Genomic DNA, 16,715 nt, shown 5'->3' on the forward strand with positions numbered 1-16,715 from the left:
GAAGTCCGGGTGGGCGACGGGGGATCAGGGCCGCCCTTCCGCCCCCTGGTCTTCAGTGGGGTGCCGCGGCCATGGGCACTGGGAGCAGGTGGTTGCGGATCAGCAGGATCTGTCCCCGGTGGCTCAGTTCGTCCTCAAAGACGTGGAACCACGCCCAGCGGAAGTTCACCCTCGTGCCGTCAATCAGGGTGAATTCCCGGTCGAGCCAGCTGTCCTGACACGGTTCGAGGCGGCGCAGGCTCATCTGGCGCACCTGTGCGAGCAGGGCTTCGTACTGCTCCAGAGTCCAGCCCGTGTACCGGTCCCGGGCGGCGGCCCCCAACCGGAGGGCCGGGCCCCACTCGGTCTTCTCCTGCGCGGTGGGCTCCCGGTCTTCAAAGGTGGCCACGCCGTACGCCCACTCCACAGCGGCCATGTGGGCCAGGAGGGCGCCGATGCTGTTGCCCCGCGGGCCCGCGGACCAGTCCAGCTGGTCGGGGGTCAGCCCCTGGACGGCGGTGAGGGTGGTGTGACGGGTGTAGGCGAGCATGCTCACGAGTGTGCCGATCTCAGGCGTGAATCCTGGGGTGGGGCGCAGGCGGTCATCTGTGGGCATGCCTCAGTGTCTCGCCTGCGCGTCTGATGCCCTGCCAGACCTGACCGGGATGACGGCATGACTCGTGAACAGCGCGGAGAGTGCGGTGAATTCGTGTTCCAGCGTCAGGTCAGGCGGCGTCCTTGGTGTCCCGGGGTCGTTCCACGCCGAGTGGGTGGCCGGTGAGGGCGGCGAAGACGAGGTTGATGACGAAGGCTCCGGCGATGAAGAGCAGGCCTTTGCGCTGGATGGAAGAAAGACGGGCCATGACGCAGGGCAGCATACGGGGCCCGGCCCTGTCGGTCGCGAAGATGTGCGCCGCCGGTCAGTTTGATGGGCGACCGGCGTGCCAGACCAGTGGGAACGTAGTGCCGGGCCGGACGCCGAGATCGTGGAAGGTGCGCTCGAAAGAGATCAGCCGGCCGTAGGCGTCCCGGCTGAAGTCCTTGCGGGCCACCTAACGGTAATGAAACGGGTGGAGGTTCATGACGCGGCCCCCCGGTGTCCCCGGTGTCCTTCCTGGCGCCCGGCGCTGTCGAACAGGGACAGAGCGGCGCGCAGGTGCCCTTCCTCCAGCGTGCCTGCCCCGCCCAGATGGGGGGCCGGGTCGGCGGCAGGTGAGCCGCGGTGTTCAGCCTCGTGCATCGCCTCCGATCATGGCGCGGATGGTGGGGCGTGCGCACCGCATGTGCGGCGCGGAGCGGTCAAGGCGAGTCGGGGTCGTCGGGGTCCTGGCCTTCGAGACAGGGCAGGCAGTAGCCGTACATCAGCTCCGGGACGTACTGCTCGCACTCCGGGCACCATTCCTGCGTTTCACGTTCGATGGTGGGGCGGGGTTCCAGGGTGTGCTAGAGGAGTTCAAGGTCGGTGAGCAGGTCGCGGAGCAGATGGGTCATGGCCGTCTCCTGCGTCAGGATTGCGCGTGCATGACGTGAAACGCAAGATGCCCTTGGGCGGGTGGTCAAGTGCAGTGGCGATGCAGGAGAGGCACCAAGGAGAGGCGCCCCTCATCCTCCCCCGGGCGGATTCCGGCCACCGCGGAGACCCACCGATGACCACATTCGCCACCGCCCATAGCACCTCTAGCTCCCGCCCCGAAGGCCACGCCTGCGACGGCGTCAGTGCACGCCTCGGAGGGGCATCAGGGTCTGCAGGGGAATCACCCGCTGCACGCTGTGGATGGCGCCGGTCTCGCTGACGCTCTCGCGCACCTCCAGTTGGTTCCAGCCGGCCTTGAGGTCGAGCTGGGTGTCATGCACCGATCCGCTGTCCGGGCAGGTGATCACGGTGCGCGCCTTGACGTCGCGGTCGACGTACATCAGGCCGCGTCCCTTCCAGCCGGAGGTCTGGTCCGGCAGCGGCCAGCTGGGGTCAAGCAGTTCGAAGCCATCCGGCGGATTAGGCAGGTTGGCTTCGGGCTCATCATCGGCATGTGTGTGCGAGATCCGGATCGCCAGGCGGGCGAAGGCGTAGCGGGCCTCGGGGTCGTACTCGTTGACCTTCATCGCGCAGCCCGGCACCGTCTGGGAGTGCCTCATGGGCCGCAGATCGGTGCGCTCCACCCCGGGCAGGGTCAGCATCCAGGCGAGCTGGTCGGTGACGCTGCCCAGTGCCAGGATCTTAGCTTCGGGGGCGTCGTCGGGGTCGATGGGCCGGTCAAATTCCGGAATCTCGGGCTCGAGCAGCAGCGCCACGTCGCGCCCGGCGGCTTCCTCGTTGGTGTGGACTCCAGGGAAGAACAGATCACCCCCGACGTCGCTGAGATCGCGCAGCAGCCGCACGCTTCCACCGACCAGGCCGCCCTGCATCCCTTCAGGCAGCGGCCGGGGGGCGTCGGGGATCGGCCCCGTCCAGGCACCGTCTCGTCCGGTCGCCGGCGACGGGCTGGTCTGGGCCTGGGGCGAGCGCACGCAGCCGACCAGCAGGGTGGCCAGCAGCAGAGCAGGTTCAGCGCCAGGCGGGGTCGAGAAGAAGTGGTCATCGTCATTGCCATGGTAGGGCGGCCCGGCCATGGCCGGGACTGAAGTTGAGGACGTCTGGGGCGGGGCCGTGTCGACGAACCTCAATGCCTGGAACGCAGGGGCAGCGGCGTGCCGGGAGGCGCGATCCGCGCGGCCTGCCGTTCCACCAGGGTCTGGTTCTCGAAGAATTCCAGCACCTCGTATTCGATCAGGTTCCACCCCTGTTTGAGACGGAGCTTTTGGTCGATGCGGCTCAGCCGCGCTCCGCCCAGGCGGCAGTCGGCCAGGAGACGAGCCTCGACGTCGCGCTCGACGTAGCGCAGCTCGAAGGTGCGGCGGTTGCCATTCAGGCCGTGCATCAGCATGGCCACCGCCAGCTCCTCTTCATTCAGGGGCCGTCCCGGCGCGTACAAGCGCTCGAAGCCGGTGGGCGCCTCATCCAGATAGGGGTCAGGTTCAGTATGGGCGGTCTGGAGCGCGAGGTAGGCCGGGGCGATGCCCACCCCGGCCGGGGAGACGCGGTTCTCCTTGACCGTGCAGGCTTCGCCCATGTTGTCCATGGCGATCAGGGGCGTGAGGTAGCCCTCAGGCACCGGCGGCAATGCCAGGCGCCAGCTCAGGTCCTGTGCCACCTTGGTCTGTGCCAGGATCCCCTCGGGGAGGGTCGGGGGCTCGGGGATGGGGGTGGACTCGCTGGTGATGTCGACCACCACCGCGAGCGTGAGTCCGGCCGCGTCGGTGTCTTGGTGCTGCCCTGGCGCCTCGCTCTGGGGGTCCTGTGCCAGGCGCACGGTGCCCTTCAGGGCCGGCCAGCTGGGGGTGGCGGTGGAGGCGGCGCGGGGGTCTGCCTGGGTAGATGCTGCGCCCTCCCGGCAGCCGCTCAGCAGCAGCAGGGTGATCAGGGACACGGCAGCCAGGGGCTGGACAGAGCGGAAGGCGGATCGCATGGGGGTCACGGGGGGATCCTCAGGGATTGGGCGCCTGAACTTCCGGCGCCGTGGTCCTGCGTCGAAGGCGGGCCCAGCCACGCGGGGCCCGGGCGTCCAGAGGGCATACAGGCGAGCGTCCATGACGTGCTCCAGGGTGAACACGTCCGCCAGGGCGCAGGGCGAAAGGGCGTGGAAGTCGGCGGCCGTGGGCAGGGAGGCCTCATGGAGGCCCTGGGAAGTGGAAGAAGCGGCCGGCATGCAATCACGGGTAGTCCGGGTCAAGCTTCAGCGTACGTTCTTGTTCACGCCGCGCCAAACATCCCGGCGATGAATTCGGTTGATCTCCCCCCAGCACGTTGGGACAATCACGGCATGTCTGCGCTGCTGACCGGACGACTTCAGCAGCGTCCTGCACGCCCTCGGGATCGACTTCTCCGGTCAGGACCTGGCCGACCTCACCTGCGCGGTAGAAGGCCTGCACATCTGAGGCCCCACCGTCACGCTTCTCCAGCCCGCTGCCGGGCCAGCGCCGCCCGGCGCCGCTCGCGCAGCGTCCGGCGGGTGACCTCCGGATCGGCGTCCGGGTCTGGCGCGAAGTCCGGTCCGAGGCCCTCGACCTCGATCCAGTAGTCCTGCGCTTTCATCTTCCGCCCCGCCTCGATCAGGCACGCGCTGATCACCTGGAGTGAATCACGCGTGCCCAGGACGCCCGAGGCCAGCTCCTCCCGGCCCAGCACCACCCGGAACTCGCACAGGTCCGTCCGCTGTGGCTGCCCCAGCGCGTCGAAATCCTCTGGGACGGGCACGGGATCCGACCAGCCCGCCTGAGCGCCGTAGGACTTCATTCGTCCCCACAGGCGTCCGATGGGCGTGCCGTACGTCTCGCGGTTCCACGCCCGCCACTGGGTCTTCAGCTGATCGAACAGGTCATCGCTCACGCCTCACCTGAAGAGAACCCTGGCTGCAGGAGCTGCTCGATCCGTGCCCGGTGCTCGGCCTCCCAGACGTCCAGGGGGGTGGCCGCGTCCCGGTCCGCTTTCTTCCGCGCGGCCGCCCACACCTCGCTCAAGCGCTCACCCGGCACGGCGACGATCCCTTCTTCGTCGGCGACGATCATGTCCCCTGGGCTGACCTGAATTCCGCCGCACCTCACGGGGGCATTCAGCCGGCCAGGGCCGGACTTCCGGCCGGGAATCGGGCTCAGCCCCCGCGCGAAGACCGGGAAGCCGATTGCCCGCATCTCCGCGAGGTCGCGGATCACGCCGTCCACGATGAAGGCCGCGATGCCGCGCCGTTGCGCGACCGCGCAGACGTTCCCGCCCGCGACCGCAAAGGTGGTGTCTCCAGCCTCGACGACGATCACGGCGCCGGGCGGGGCGCGGTGGATGGCGGCGTGCAGCATCAGGTTGTCGCCTGGAGCGCACTGCACGGGGTAAGCAGGTCCGGCCACACGGGGCGGGGACGTCCAAAGGGGGCGCAGACCATAGTCCATGACGTGCTCCTGGGTAAGGACGTCCGCCAGAGCGCAGGGAGAAAGGGTGTGGAAGTCGGTGGCCGTGGGCAGGGCTTGCGTCATGGAGGCTCCGGAAAGGGGGAGTGAACGACCGGCTCACCCGTCACGGTCGGCACCCTGGCAGGCCGGGTTGAGGTTCAGCGTACGTGGCCTTCCGCGTCTCTGGTCGTCACCAAGGAAGAAACATCCCCGGCCGCTTATGATCGTCGATGGCTGCGGGGTGCCGCTGGCGATGTTGCTCCCGCCGACCAACGGCACTGTTTGAGCCGCTTCTGGACGCGGTACTGACCGTTTACAACGGGCGGCGGGGCGCGCCGGAACAGACCTATCCGTTGGCGCATAGGATGCGGTATGCGTTTCATGTACGTGGCTGCTCAGAAAGGAAGTTGGGTCAACTCCGCAGAGATCGAGCACATCAAGGTCGTGACGGCTGTCGACAATGCCTGGAAGGTCGTCTGCCGCATGAGCTCGGGTGAAACCTACGACATCTCCAAGGAATTTGGGAGCGAGTCCGAGGCACGCGTCGAAATGAACGCCATCGTCGATAAATTCCACCAGACCAAGGAGTGACTTCCCTCCGGTGGACGGCTGGCACGAACCCATCTACACCGATGACTAGCCGACAGAATGCGTGTCTCGCAAGACGGCCGCTGTTTCGCAGTGGGCCGATGTCCGCGATTCAATCGAACACCAGGTAGCCAGCAGCCATGACGATGCAAAAGAAACCAAACGTACTCAGCACAGTCACGATCCAGAGGATCCAGGTGCCAGGACTCTTGATACGAAGCGTGCTTTGAGAGGGCTTCCTGGGGTTGAAATACACCTTCACGGCCGTGCCGGCTTGATACGTCTCAATCACCTGCTGGGCCGTTCGCGCGGAAAAGTAGGCGATGGCCATCTCCCCAGGATATGTTTGCTGCCCAGCCACATAACTCCAGACGATATGCGCGTTGTAGGCAGGCAGACTCCCCACCGAGTCGCTGGAAGAAGTCTTTGTTCTCAAGACCACGCCATCTGCCACGCGCCAGTTTTTTGATCCAAACAATGCTCTGAATAAGAGGTAAAGGAGCGCCCCGAACCCAATGAAGATCAGGATCATCAGGAACATCAGAACTGGTGGGTCATTGGCCATCGTGAAGAGCCTAACGGAAGGTGGCTCCGGTCCAGCAGCAGAGTTGATCTCGACCCCGGATGAAGTGCACGACGAGGCGCGGGTTGTGGCGTGAACCTCTGCACTTCAGGGCGACGTGGGGACGGTTGGACATGGCTGATCCAGCGTACCGGCAGGGCGCCAGGTGGCAGTGCGCACGTGCTCATCTGAGCGTGACGTTCCCGGCGTACTCGGCGTCCAGGAGGCCACCCGCGTTCTGAATGCTGTGTCGCCATTCCCCCTGGGAGACTTGATGGCCCCCGAGCGCGAACGGCAAGCGACCTCCGCTTCCCTTCCGCTCCGCACTATCGGGGCAAGCCCACCTCGCCAGGAGCGCTGCTGGTCTCCCGCAGGGGTGGCAGATTTTTACGATCGGACCAGGCCAGCCAGGCCAGGAGGGCGGTGACGACGGCCAGGCCCAGACCGAACTCCCCGGTCACGTACGGCGTCACCGCGTTCGGGACGGTCAGGGGATTCAGGAGGGTTTGGATGAAGGCGTTGTGGCTGGCGTGTAGGACCACGGCCGGCCAGACACTTCCTGACCGGAGGCGGAGCCAGGCGAGGACGACACTCAGACTGACCGCCATCACACTGAAACACGCCAGTCCGTAGAGCAGAGGCGCGCCTGCGTTGTTGTATTCGAACAGCACGATGGCCGGGGTGTGCCACAGCGTCCAGAGGGCGCCGCTGACCAGGGCCGTGCTGGTGAAGGACAGCCGCCTGGCCAGCTCAGGCACCAGCAGGCCGCGCCAGCCGAGTTCCTCCCCGAAGGCGGTGATGCCGGCGAACAGCACCCCCAGCGTGGCGGTCTTGAAGGCGTAGCTGCCCAGAAACCCTGCTGAGCCGGCGCCCGGGTCGGCCACCTGGGCGGCCAGGGCGGCGACAGACACGTCGCCCAGGCCCGTCAGCCAGACGGTGAGGTAGACCACGAGTCCATAGAGCAGGGGAAGGACGTAGCCGAGCACCGTCCACCGTGGGGCCCGCAGCGTCCAGCCCAGCCCCCGGAGGGTGCGCTCAAAGAGCAGCTGGGTGAACAGTGCCGACAGCGCAGGGCTCGCGATGAGGCCGAGACCGTACAGCTCGTCGGCGTCTTGTTGAAGCATGAAGTAGCAGAGCCCACTGAGGGTGAAGGTCAACGAGAGGAAGACGAGCGGTTTGTGAACCGAGGGAAGACGTGTGAGCCCCATGGCGCAGAGCGTAGGCATGGCCGGAGGAAACCTCGTCCGCCTTTCAGATGAGCTGGCGTCAGCGTCTGAGGCGTGCTCCCGTTCCAGGCACCACTTCCTGCTGTTCGCGCGGATCTGCGCGGCGTACGGGCAACCCGAACAGGCCCTCCGGTTTCTTGAATGGGGGCGTCCCCATGTGCGCTCAGGGGTGTCCGGACTCCTCGAGGAGGTGGAGCGCCTGGCGCAGCAACTCCAGACTGAGCCACAGCAGGTAGTTCAGAGCTGCACTATTGGCACCGCGTCACGGCCTTGACAGGGGAAAACCCAGTCCCGGCGCCTGCATCCGCTCATCGCGTGTCTATGACCCTGTGGACGAGCCCCTCGTGGCTGCAGAATTCGGGCCCATGCGCACGCGAATGTGAACGGGGCGAAGGCCAGCGTGACCGTGACCGCCACTCAGGACCCGCATCACGTGCCGCCCTGAACTGTGGTGCATGTCCTGGGCACCTGGTGTATAGGGCGCTATTTTGTTCACCATCAAGCCGCCGAGTGCGGCTTTTTCCTTTTGGGTTCCCGGTCGCAGGTGATCGGTCCCTGTGGGAGGTTGAGTGCTCGGTCAGTACCCATCCGGAATGGATGTGGGAGGCAGACGGTCCAGGCTGGGTGGCACCGCTGGCACAACCTGACCGGCTGGAGGCAGAACCCCCGAGGTCAGCCCGCGCTCAGCCTTGACCTGGTACCAGCCGTTCTGCCACACGCTCACCGTGATGGTGCCCTGCCGGTCCGTGCGCCACACGGCTGCGCCCGCCTGCTGGTACGCCCCCAGCACGGCTGCCGGCAGCCCCCCATCCGGCGACACCCGGGCGATCACCTGGCGGGGCCGGACGGAGCGCAGCCAGTCCGCCGTGTCCCCCGTTCCCCCTGCCCGGATCACGGTCCCGTACACGTCCACCGGACCGAGGGGTTGTCCAGGGAATGTGCGGAGCCAGCCGGCCGTCTGGGCAACGAGCGTATGGCCGGTCAACAGCGCACTGAACCCCCCGTAGTCGATCCGCAGGGCAGGGGGAACGTTCACCGAGACCCCGCCGTCAGGCGACGGGAGGATCATGAGGCGAACCTCACCGACGTTGAAATCGGTGACCTCGCCTTGAGCTGACAGGGGCCGACGGGCCTCCGCGCCTTTCAGCCAGCCTGAACCTGGTGGGGGTGGGAAAGCCGCGCCGTGAGCCCTGAACCAGGTCGTCGTCAGGGAGCCAGAGTTGCCGGGAACCACCGCATCGATCCGGTCGAGGGTGTAGAGGCGCTTCAGCTCGTCGACACGGCGTCTCTGCGGGGAGGCGAGGTACAGGAGGACCTCGCCTGTGGGGGCGGTCACGACCACCGCGTCCCCCGAGTCGGCCGTCAGGAACCGGAGGGTCAAGGGGGCCGGTCTGGGCAGCGGAACCGACTGCCTGGAAAGAGCCGGGCCGGAGTTCAGGGCGCAGAGTGCGAGCAGGGCGGCTCCTCGAACGTTGGGGCGCTCCCAGGGGCGGGTGGGCATGCCTGAGCCTACTTCGGCCTGAATAGGAAATCCGACGCCTTTCTGCTTCAGCGCACACGAGGGCAGTGAGCGGGCGCCACAGTGCCACGCGTCAAGAGGTAGCCGGTGCGTGGAAGAGCCTGGATCGCAGGGGGACCTCCACTGTGCATTCATGGCGAGGTGGCAGAGATTACAGGCCTCCCGTTCGCGCTTGGTGGCCAGGGGTCGGTGGTGGCCGGGTGAACCTCACGCTCACCACAGGCGCAGGGCGCTGTCGTCCCTGCCCGCACCCGTCCGCAGGCCTGGCAGGCCACCAATCCGGAAGGCTCCGTTATCTGGGGCGGCTCCACGTCCCACGGCGGTGCGATCGGCAACCCCGGGCGCACCAGAGCGGGCGGCAGCAGGAACACCGACAGTTCCCCGGACTGCTCCAGGTACACCCGCCGGACCTGCCCGAGTTGTGCCACGCCTTCGGGGCGCAGGCGCTCGAACAGGTCCTACCGACTCAGCCGGGCACGCCGCAGACTGCCGTCCACGATCACCCCGTCGCGCACCAGTTCCACCGGGACGCCGTCCACGAAGGTTTCCAGCCGCCGGGAGCGGATCATCCACCACGACACGCCGCGCTGCAGGGCGACCACGGCGGTGAGGACGAGCACCGCCAGCAGGACCGGGACTTCCGTGTACAGCATGGGATCGCCCGCCGCGGAGCCCAGGGCGATCACGATGGCAAGTTCCAGGGGGCTGAGCTGGGACAGGCCGCGCTTGCCGGTCATGCGCAGCAGGAACACCAGCCACAGAAACACCACCCCGGTCCGCAGCAGTATCTCCAGCAGGAGGGGAACTGAGAAGTCCTCACCGAACAGCAGCCGCGACCAGTCCAGCGGCTGGAAGCCCGGATCGCCCGGGACGCTTATCCGGAGGCACCTGGACCCGTGGTCAGGCCACTGGAGAGTGCTCGGGCCATGTCAGGACGATACCAGCAGGGGTTGGGCCGGTCCTGGCGCATCAGCATGCGCCTCATAGACCATCCGCGAGTGCAGGTTGGGCTCGGTACACCTCGCGCATGGCGCTGTGAATGATGCCCATGGCCAGGCCCATCGTGAGCATGGACGAGAAGCCGTAACTGACCATGGGCAGCGGCACGCCCGTCACGGGGAACAGCCCGGCGGCCACGGCCAGGTTCACCAGGGCCTGCCCGACAATCATGAACATCGCGCCGCTGGCCAGGATGGACGCCCCGTGAATTTCCGGCCGCATCGGGCGCACGCGGGTGGCCAGCTGGGCGACCTGCAAAGCTGTGGAGACGATCAGCCAGTACGCGAACAGCAGCATGGTCACGCCCAGCAGGCCCGTGGCGAAGCCCACGGATGCCACGATCAGGTCCGTGTGCGCCGCGAAGTACGTCCAGCGGGGCGCGTCGGGCCCCTGACCCCACAGGCCGCCGAGTTGCAGGTCGCGGTGGGCCATGCCGATCTGGTCGAGGCCCACGGCGACCTGCTCGTCCCGGCCGAGATGTCCGAACACGCGCGCGAGGATGTACGGATGGGCACTGAGGTACCGGTCGGCGAGCGGCAGGGCCAGGAGGGTCAGGGCGAGGAGGAACCCGCCGATGTTCGAGAACCGGACGCCCGCGGCGAACATCACCACGACGCCCAGCCCGAAGGTGAGCACGCTGGTGCCCAGGTCGGGTTCCAGAAGGACCAGGCCGGTGGTGAGGAGGATCATGGCGGTGACGCTGATCAGTTTGTTCTGCACGCCCCGCCGGGAGAAGAACGACGCGAGTTGCAGGACCAGGCCGAGCTTGGCGAGTTCGCTGGGCTGGAAGCGGACCGGGCCGAATTCCAGCCAGCGTTTGACCCCGCCGCTTTCCGCGGCGCCCTTGCCCGCGAACAGGGTCAGGACGAGGAGCAGCAGGGTGACGCCCCAGGCGTACGGGGCGAGTTTCAGGTAGGTGCGGGGGCGGACCTGGGCGGCGAGGAACGTGACGCACAGGGCGAGGAGGGCCTTGCCGCCGTGGTCGAGGATCTTCTCGGGGGCGGCGGTGGCGACGCCGATGAGGCCCAGGATCAGGAGGAGCAGCTGGGCGATCAGGAGCTGCACGCTCATGCCGGGCCTCCCTTCAGTGGGAGTGACCTGGAGACCAGAGGCAGGGAATGGCGGCAGGACCGGCGGACCGGTCCTGCGGGGCGGTGCGGGGGTTGTGGCTGGGCCAGGTGGTCGGGCGGCGGGCAAGGGTGGGCACGTCGGGCCTGTTCACGAGAGGGTGGAGGCACGCCCCGGCTGTGCAGGGGCAGCCGGAGCTTTGTCAGGCTGCACGGGCGCTGGTCCTGTGGTGAATGGCGCGTCCGGGTGTTCGGTGCGCCTCCGCACAACTCAGTGTCAAAACTGTGATGCGGTCGCCGGCTGATCGCGAATGGTCGTTGGTGTGTGTGACGTGATTTCTTCACGCCCGGTACCATAGCCGGACGTCAGGCAACGAGTCACGGAGTGTGCGGGCTCAGGACCCCAGGGACCGTGCCTTCCGGCCACTTTCTGCTCGGAGATCCGGGCCGCGTGCCTGACAGGTGAGAGGATCCATTTGAGCGCGGAGCCCATCGATCTCCCGACTGATCCGATTCAAAAGCTTCCCCAGGTGCTCGGTGACATGCGTGAGTTGCGTGGCAATGAGGCGCTCCAGGTCCGGGTGGGGCGTATCTCGGGCGGGCGGTCATGCAGGGCGTGCCGTTCGAGCACGAAGGCGCAGAAGGCGGGCAGGGAAATGCCAGCGTCCTGTGCGAGGTCCGCCATTACGGACGCATGGAGTGGCGCAAGGGGCACGGTCACCGAGAGGGGAGCGGTGGCGTCAACTGGGGTTGAGGTCATGGTCTTCCCGGGAGCCCCCAGTGGTCTGAGGCTCTGTCAAGGCTGAGTGGCGGGATGCGGCGTCTGCCTCGCGTGCTCTGAGTTGGTGGGCCCCGTCCACTCGGCACCACGTCGCAAGGCTTGCCCGTCACCGGCCGGTGACGGTGCTCACCTGCGCCCGGTACTCCCCCTTGCCCACCGTCTGCACCGTGAAAATGCCCAGATTTCGCCTTGTGCCCTGCGCAAACGACCAGATGCTGGTCCTCAAGCCGTCGACCTCCGCTTCGTTCAGAAGGCGCCATCCCGCTTGCTTGAGCTGCCCCGCGTAGTGGCTGGTCAGGGCCGCCGGGCTTAAGTTCGTGACGATCCGCGCGGCCTGATTGAGATCGTCCCCTACCGATCCCTGCGATTCGACATGCACTTCCGCGCCGAGCGGGGGCCGCAGGACGGGCAGTCCTGTCCCCGTTCCGGGGGTGACCGCACCTGCAGCCCGGAGTTGCTGGTCAAGGGACTCTGCGCCGCTCAGGGTCAGGGTCGCCTGGGAGCCCTCGCCTGCCTGCTGGACGCGGAAGATCAGGATCTGGTCTGGGGAACGCCGGTACCACGTTCCGCCCGTCACCTGGTTCGCCGGCTGGAACCCGCCCATGGTGAGGTCCGGTCCGAACGGCACTGTCAGGCGGCGCCATCCACCTTGCTCGAGGGTGCGCACCAGGGTCTGCTGTGTGGAGAGCGGGTTCACTGGACTGTTCCAATACACCGCGGTGGTTGGAGAGGCCGTCGTGCCCGGCCGGACGGTCACGACGCTTCCGATGACCCGGCTGCCCTCCGGCAGCGTGATGGGAAAGCGCGCCGGCAGTTCACCGAGGAAGATGTCCACGGAGGCCCCGTTCCCATTCGAGGTGAGAATCCGTTCGAGCAAGAGGCGCTCGGCACTCGGTCTCGGAATGGAAATGGGCGCTTTGGGGGCGGGCTGGGCAGGTGCGACCGACAGGAGCAACGCTGTGAGGAGGGAGAGAGATCGCATGCCTTACCGTACGGGCTGATCCCCTGCCGCGCGTCACTGATCATGCGGGTGCTCTTCAGTGTCCCTTCACTGGAGACCCGCCACACCAGCTGGGGCGTGGTGTGGTGACCGGTTCAGAAGGTGAGGAACTGGCCCAGCATGTCGTCGAGCCTATGCGGAATGACCCACCGGGTCAGCTGTTTTTCCTAGGTTGGATCTGTGCAGCACAGTAGGCTGCCGGGCATGACCACTCCCGCCGCAACGCCCGTCCAGCGCATGCAGGCCGCCCTGCAGTCCACCGCCCTGGACGGCTGGCTGATGTACGACTTCCAGGGCCTGAACCCCCATGCCCGGCGCGTGCTGGACATTCCCGCCAGCGTCTTCCTGACGCGGCGGTTTTTCGTGTGGGTGCCCCGCGAGGGCCGCGCGGTGGTGCTGCACAACCACATCGAGGGCGGCAACTGGCGGAACATCACCCGGGCCTGGGACGCCGACCTGCGGCCCTTCGGGTCGCACGCCGAACTGGACGCGGCCCTGAAAGCGGTCGTGGCCGGGCAGCGCGTGGCGATGGAGTACAGCCCCCTGGGCGCGGTGCCGTACGTGAGCCGCGTGGACGCCGGCACCGTGGAGCGCGTGCGGGCCGCCGGGGCCGCCGGGATCGAGAGCAGCGCGGACCTGCTGCAGGCATTCCTGGTGTGGTCGCCGGAGGACCGCGCCGCGCACGACCACGCCGCGAGCGTCCTGATGCGCGCCAAGGACGACGCCTTCCGCCTGATTCACGAGCGGCTGCAGTCCGGGCAGGCGGTCACGGAACTGGAGGTGCAGGCGCTGATCATGGACCAGATCCGCGCGGCAGGCATGCAGGCCGGGCATGACGTGAACGTGAGTTTCGGCGTGAACGCCGCCGACAGCCACTACGAGCCCGGCGAGGCGCAGAACGCCACGCTGCAGCCCGGGCAGTGCGTGCTGATCGACCTGTGGGCGCAGGAGCCGGGCCGGCCGTTCGCGGACGTGACCTGGGTGGCGCATGCGGGCGAGCCGGGCCCGGAGTACGCCGAGGCGTGGCAGGCCACCCGCGCCGCCCGGGACGCCGCGCTGAGCCTGGTGCAGGACCGCTTCGAGGCCGAGGGCTGGGGCCGGGTGCAGGGCTGGGAACTGGACCGCGCTGCCCGGGACGCCATGGGCGAGGCGTGGGAGCCGTACTTCCTGCACCGCACCGGGCATGACCTGGGCGTGCAGATTCACGGGTCCGGCGCGAACCTGGACGATTACGAGACGCGCGACACCCGCACCCTCACGCCCGGGCTGTGCGTGACCATCGAACCCGGCACGTACCCGGCGCACCGGGGCTTCGGGATCCGCACGGAGATCGACGTGTTCCTCTCCCCGGCCGGGCCGGAGGTCACCACGCACGTGCAGCGCGAGCCGTTCGTGCTGGGCGGCCCGGACACCTGGGCGCAGGTGCGCGCCCGCGGGTACGGAGAGCCGGCCGGGGAGTAACAGGGGCTCCGGCGTGTGGTTACGGTCAGGTAAATCAAACCGACCTTCCCAATACATCGTCAAGTCAGACACTGTCAGACGTCAGGTAACTGTACTTCGGGGAATATTCATCGGCGTCGTCGTGGCCAGCATCTGCGATGCTGGCCTTCTTGTTGAAGCGTTCTCGACGCCCGCGGTGGACCCGCCACTTCCCGATCTGGTTCTCCCCGTTCCACACGTGTTTCCGCCATCAGGCCCAGCAGCAATGGGCCCCGGTCTACGTGCAGGGTCTGTGCAGTCCTGCGCACAGGAAAAGTATGCAACCCCTGGCTGACCAGGTGGCCCCCGGCAAGCAGGATCACCTGCAGCACTTCATCACCGACAGCCCCTGGAAGACCGAAGGGCGAGAGCAAATCGTCGCCGACCGGGCACAGCACCTTCTGGGGGGCCGGAATGCCGTGCTCATCATCGACGACACCTGTCTCAGCAAGTTCGGATCTCACTCGGTTGGGGTGGGACGGCAGTCCTCCGGGCAGGCGGGAAAGATCACCAACTGCCAGTGTTTGGTGTCCGTCACACTGGCCCGGGATGAGATTCCTATTCCCCTGCGCCTGAGGCTGTTTCTCCCCTCAGAATGGTCCACCGACCCAGCCAGGTGCCTGCAGGCGGGTGTTCCACAGGAACACCCGCTGGGATCCACCAAATGGGAAATCGCCCTGCGGGAGATCGACGATCTGACAGGGAGCGTGCAGTTCGGGATGGTCCTGGCGGATGCGGGGTACGGCGTGAATGCGAAGTTTCGACGCGCCCTCACTGCCCGTGGCCTGCGGTGGTCGGTCGGCACGGTCCGCACCCAACGGGTGTACCCCGCACAGGTCCACTTGATCCCTCTCCCCAAACGCTCTCGGGGACGACCCCAGAAGCACCCAACCCCCTCCGAGGACACCGAAACCATTGAGGCCGTCCTGGTCCGGGAACCCTGGCGTCGCGTGATGTGGCGCCAAGGCACGAAAGGACCGCTGACAGGGACATTCGCCGCGAAGTACGTCCGTCTGGCGGATGGCAACGCGAATGCTCGTGGCCAGCACCTTCCAGGGGAAGGTGCCTGGGTGATCGGGGAGCAGCGTGCTCGTGGAGAACGAAAGTATTACCTGTGCAATTTGCCGCCGGAGACGTCGTTTGACCATCTGGTTCGGGTGACGAAGCAGCGGTGGGCGTGTGAGTTGGGTCACCGGGAACTCAAGCAGGAGGTGGGGCTGGATCACTTTGAAGGGCGGACCTGGCAGGGCCTGCACCACCATGCGGTCCTGTGTCTGGTCGCCCTGCTGTTCCTCCAGTGGATCCGCCTGTCCCAGTTGGACGGCTTTTTTGGCGAATCTGTCCCCGCCATCAGAAGGGAGATCGCCGGGGTATCTCCTCGGCGATCTCAACGTCTGCGACTGTATTGCTCGTGCTGCACGGCCTTATTCAGCGGACCCTGAATTCCCCCAATGTACAGCTACCGGTTCAGGCTGGCCATGGCGCTGCTCGGGTACCGGTCCCCGGCGGCCGCGCCCCGGGGGAAGGCGGCGTCCATGCGCGCCAGGTCCACTTCAGTCAGGTGCACCTCCAGGGCGCCGAGGTTTTCCTCCAGGTACTTTACGCGGCGCGTGCCGGGAATCGGCACGACGTCGTCTCCCTGCGCCAGCACCCACGCCAGCGCAAGTTGCGATGCCGTGCACCCCTTCTCGGCGGCGATGGCCTGCACTTCCCGCACGAGATCCAGGTTCTTCTGAAAGTGCTGTCCCTGGAAGCGAGGATTGTGCTTGCGGAAATCGTCGTCCGCGATGTCGTCCGGGCTCCGAATCTGCCCGGTCAGGAAGCCTCGGCCCAGCGGGCTGTACGGCACGAAGCCCACGCCCAGGTCGCGACAGGCGGCCAGGATGCCCTCCTCCGGGTCGCGGGTCCACAGGGAGTACTCGCTCTGCACCGCCGTGACCGGGTGAACGGCGTTCGCGCGCCGCAGCGTGTCCGGACTCACCTCCGACAGGCCGATGGCCCGCACCTTGCCTTCCTTCACGAGTTCGGCCATGGCGCCCACGGTGTCCTCGATGGGCGTGTCCGGGTCCACGCGGTGCAGGTAGTACAGGTCCACGTACTCCGTGCCCAGGCGCGTGAGGCTGCCCTCGATGGCCTGGCGCACGTACTCCGGGCGGCCGTTGATGCCGCGCTGCATGGGGTTTGCCGGGTCGAAGACGATGCCGAACTTCGTGGCCAGCACCACCTGCTCCCGCTTTCCGCGCAGCCAGCGGCCCAGCAGTTCCTCGTTCAGGTGAGGGCCGTACATGTCGGCCGTGTCGTAGAACGTGACGCCGCGTTCGAGCGCGCGGTCCAGGGTGGCCATGTTCTCGGTTTCGTCGGTGGCGCCGTAGAAGGCGCTCATGCCCATGCAGCCCAGGCCCAGCGCGGACACGGTCAGGTTCCGCAGGCGGCGCTGCGGCATGGGGGACGGAGTGGGGGCAGAGGAAGGCTGGGTCATGGCAGACACTCCTTTTCCGGCGGGCACAGGGGTGTGGGTGCCCACGCCCCTCAGATGGT

Annotated in this window: 16 protein-coding genes; 3 read left to right on the forward strand and 13 right to left on the reverse strand. The window is 67.3% G+C overall.

Translation table 11 applies throughout. The features are described from left to right. Nucleotides 1-52: 52 nt before the first annotated feature. The 6 genes from DFI_RS14855 to DFI_RS14880 all read right to left on the reverse strand — a co-directional run bounded on the left by DFI_RS14855 (nt 53) and on the right by DFI_RS14880 (nt 5,040). Complete coding sequence (locus DFI_RS14855; protein ID WP_051308204.1) at nt 53-595, reverse strand: DinB family protein; 543 nt, start codon at nt 593-595, stop codon at nt 53-55. Nucleotides 596-704: 109 nt separating this feature from the next. Beyond that, complete coding sequence (locus tag DFI_RS20305) at nt 705-842, reverse strand: hypothetical protein (RefSeq protein ID WP_155864594.1); 138 nt, start codon at nt 840-842, stop codon at nt 705-707. 850 nt (nt 843-1,692) lie between these two features. After that, on the reverse strand, nt 1,693-2,382 hold the full coding sequence (locus DFI_RS14865) for a hypothetical protein (protein ID WP_118375987.1): 690 nt from the start codon (nt 2,380-2,382) through the stop codon (nt 1,693-1,695). Nucleotides 2,383-2,636: 254 nt separating this feature from the next. Further along, the gene (locus tag DFI_RS14870; protein ID WP_027463967.1) at nt 2,637-3,491 is read right to left on the reverse strand and encodes a hypothetical protein; all 855 of its coding nucleotides are present in this window, start codon (nt 3,489-3,491) and stop codon (nt 2,637-2,639) included. A 470-nt stretch (nt 3,492-3,961) separates the two neighbouring features. After that, nucleotides 3,962-4,402, reverse strand: a complete 441-nt coding sequence (locus DFI_RS14875; protein ID WP_027463966.1) for a hypothetical protein — start codon at nt 4,400-4,402, stop codon at nt 3,962-3,964. Then, nucleotides 4,399-5,040, reverse strand: coding sequence for an RraA family protein (locus DFI_RS14880; RefSeq protein ID WP_051308201.1), 642 nt, complete (start codon nt 5,038-5,040; stop codon nt 4,399-4,401). The genes DFI_RS14875 and DFI_RS14880 overlap by 4 nt, the downstream gene beginning before the upstream one ends. 288 nt (nt 5,041-5,328) lie before the next feature. Between DFI_RS14880 and DFI_RS14885 the strand changes: the two genes are divergently transcribed. Continuing rightward, nucleotides 5,329-5,547 carry a hypothetical protein gene (locus DFI_RS14885; protein ID WP_027463964.1) on the forward strand — a complete coding sequence of 73 codons (219 nt, stop codon included), beginning with the start codon at nt 5,329-5,331 and terminating at the stop codon, nt 5,545-5,547. A gap of 109 nt (nt 5,548-5,656) precedes the next feature. On the opposite strand, the gene DFI_RS14890 is transcribed toward DFI_RS14885, so the two are convergent. The 6 genes from DFI_RS14890 to DFI_RS14915 form a co-directional block, all read right to left on the reverse strand. Then, on the reverse strand, nt 5,657-6,109 hold the full coding sequence (locus DFI_RS14890) for a DUF3592 domain-containing protein (RefSeq protein ID WP_081425978.1): 453 nt from the start codon (nt 6,107-6,109) through the stop codon (nt 5,657-5,659). 323 nt (nt 6,110-6,432) lie between these two features. Next, nucleotides 6,433-7,230, reverse strand: coding sequence for a CPBP family intramembrane glutamic endopeptidase (locus DFI_RS14895; protein WP_162145438.1), 798 nt, complete (start codon nt 7,228-7,230; stop codon nt 6,433-6,435). A gap of 679 nt (nt 7,231-7,909) precedes the next feature. Beyond that, nucleotides 7,910-8,833, reverse strand: a complete 924-nt coding sequence (locus DFI_RS14900; protein WP_027463962.1) for a ComEC/Rec2 family competence protein — start codon at nt 8,831-8,833, stop codon at nt 7,910-7,912. A 476-nt stretch (nt 8,834-9,309) separates the two neighbouring features. After that, on the reverse strand, nt 9,310-9,618 hold the full coding sequence (locus DFI_RS20820) for a DUF421 domain-containing protein (protein ID WP_244940396.1): 309 nt from the start codon (nt 9,616-9,618) through the stop codon (nt 9,310-9,312). 214 nt (nt 9,619-9,832) lie between these two features. Continuing rightward, nucleotides 9,833-10,921 (reverse strand): FtsW/RodA/SpoVE family cell cycle protein, encoded by a 1,089-nt coding sequence (locus tag DFI_RS14910; protein WP_027463961.1) that lies wholly within the window; start codon nt 10,919-10,921, stop codon nt 9,833-9,835. Between the two features lie 883 nt (nt 10,922-11,804). Further along, nucleotides 11,805-12,533 carry a hypothetical protein gene (locus DFI_RS14915; protein WP_118375990.1) on the reverse strand — a complete coding sequence of 243 codons (729 nt, stop codon included), beginning with the start codon at nt 12,531-12,533 and terminating at the stop codon, nt 11,805-11,807. Between the two features lie 369 nt (nt 12,534-12,902). On the opposite strand from DFI_RS14915, the gene DFI_RS14920 reads away from it, so the two are divergent. Both DFI_RS14920 and DFI_RS14925 read left to right on the forward strand, forming a co-directional pair. Then, nucleotides 12,903-14,159, forward strand: a complete 1,257-nt coding sequence (locus DFI_RS14920; protein WP_244940397.1) for a M24 family metallopeptidase — start codon at nt 12,903-12,905, stop codon at nt 14,157-14,159. 137 nt (nt 14,160-14,296) lie between these two features. Beyond that, nucleotides 14,297-15,619 (forward strand): IS701 family transposase, encoded by a 1,323-nt coding sequence (locus DFI_RS14925; RefSeq protein ID WP_081425935.1) that lies wholly within the window; start codon nt 14,297-14,299, stop codon nt 15,617-15,619. Between the two features lie 17 nt (nt 15,620-15,636). Here DFI_RS14925 and DFI_RS14930 read toward each other — a convergent pair whose 3' ends face one another. Continuing rightward, nucleotides 15,637-16,620 carry an aldo/keto reductase gene (locus DFI_RS14930; RefSeq protein WP_027463766.1) on the reverse strand — a complete coding sequence of 328 codons (984 nt, stop codon included), beginning with the start codon at nt 16,618-16,620 and terminating at the stop codon, nt 15,637-15,639. Nucleotides 16,621-16,715 lie beyond the last annotated feature (95 nt).

The organism is Deinococcus ficus (assembly GCF_003444775.1).
In the GTDB taxonomy this organism is placed as follows: domain Bacteria; phylum Deinococcota; class Deinococci; order Deinococcales; family Deinococcaceae; genus Deinococcus; species Deinococcus ficus.

What these genes read in the sequence shown, in the direction of transcription:
- DFI_RS14930 (WP_027463766.1), bottom strand. Translation starts at nt 16,620, where the DNA reads ATGCCGCAGCGCCGCCTGCGGAACCTGACCGTGTCCGCGCTGGGCCTG.
- DFI_RS20305 (WP_155864594.1), bottom strand. Translation starts at nt 842, where the DNA reads ATGGCCCGTCTTTCTTCCATCCAGCGCAAAGGCCTGCTCTTCATCGCC.
- DFI_RS14865 (WP_118375987.1), bottom strand. Translation starts at nt 2,382, where the DNA reads ATGCAGGGCGGCCTGGTCGGTGGAAGCGTGCGGCTGCTGCGCGATCTC.
- DFI_RS14900 (WP_027463962.1), bottom strand. Translation starts at nt 8,833, where the DNA reads ATGCCCACCCGCCCCTGGGAGCGCCCCAACGTTCGAGGAGCCGCCCTG.
- DFI_RS14910 (WP_027463961.1), bottom strand. Translation starts at nt 10,921, where the DNA reads ATGAGCGTGCAGCTCCTGATCGCCCAGCTGCTCCTCCTGATCCTGGGC.
- DFI_RS14890 (WP_081425978.1), bottom strand. Translation starts at nt 6,109, where the DNA reads ATGGCCAATGACCCACCAGTTCTGATGTTCCTGATGATCCTGATCTTC.
- DFI_RS14895 (WP_162145438.1), bottom strand. Translation starts at nt 7,230, where the DNA reads ATGCTTCAACAAGACGCCGACGAGCTGTACGGTCTCGGCCTCATCGCG.
- DFI_RS14920 (WP_244940397.1), top strand. Translation starts at nt 12,903, where the DNA reads ATGACCACTCCCGCCGCAACGCCCGTCCAGCGCATGCAGGCCGCCCTG.
- DFI_RS14885 (WP_027463964.1), top strand. Translation starts at nt 5,329, where the DNA reads ATGCGTTTCATGTACGTGGCTGCTCAGAAAGGAAGTTGGGTCAACTCC.
- DFI_RS14925 (WP_081425935.1), top strand. Translation starts at nt 14,297, where the DNA reads ATGCTGGCCTTCTTGTTGAAGCGTTCTCGACGCCCGCGGTGGACCCGC.
- DFI_RS14880 (WP_051308201.1), bottom strand. Translation starts at nt 5,040, where the DNA reads ATGACGCAAGCCCTGCCCACGGCCACCGACTTCCACACCCTTTCTCCC.
- DFI_RS14855 (WP_051308204.1), bottom strand. Translation starts at nt 595, where the DNA reads ATGCCCACAGATGACCGCCTGCGCCCCACCCCAGGATTCACGCCTGAG.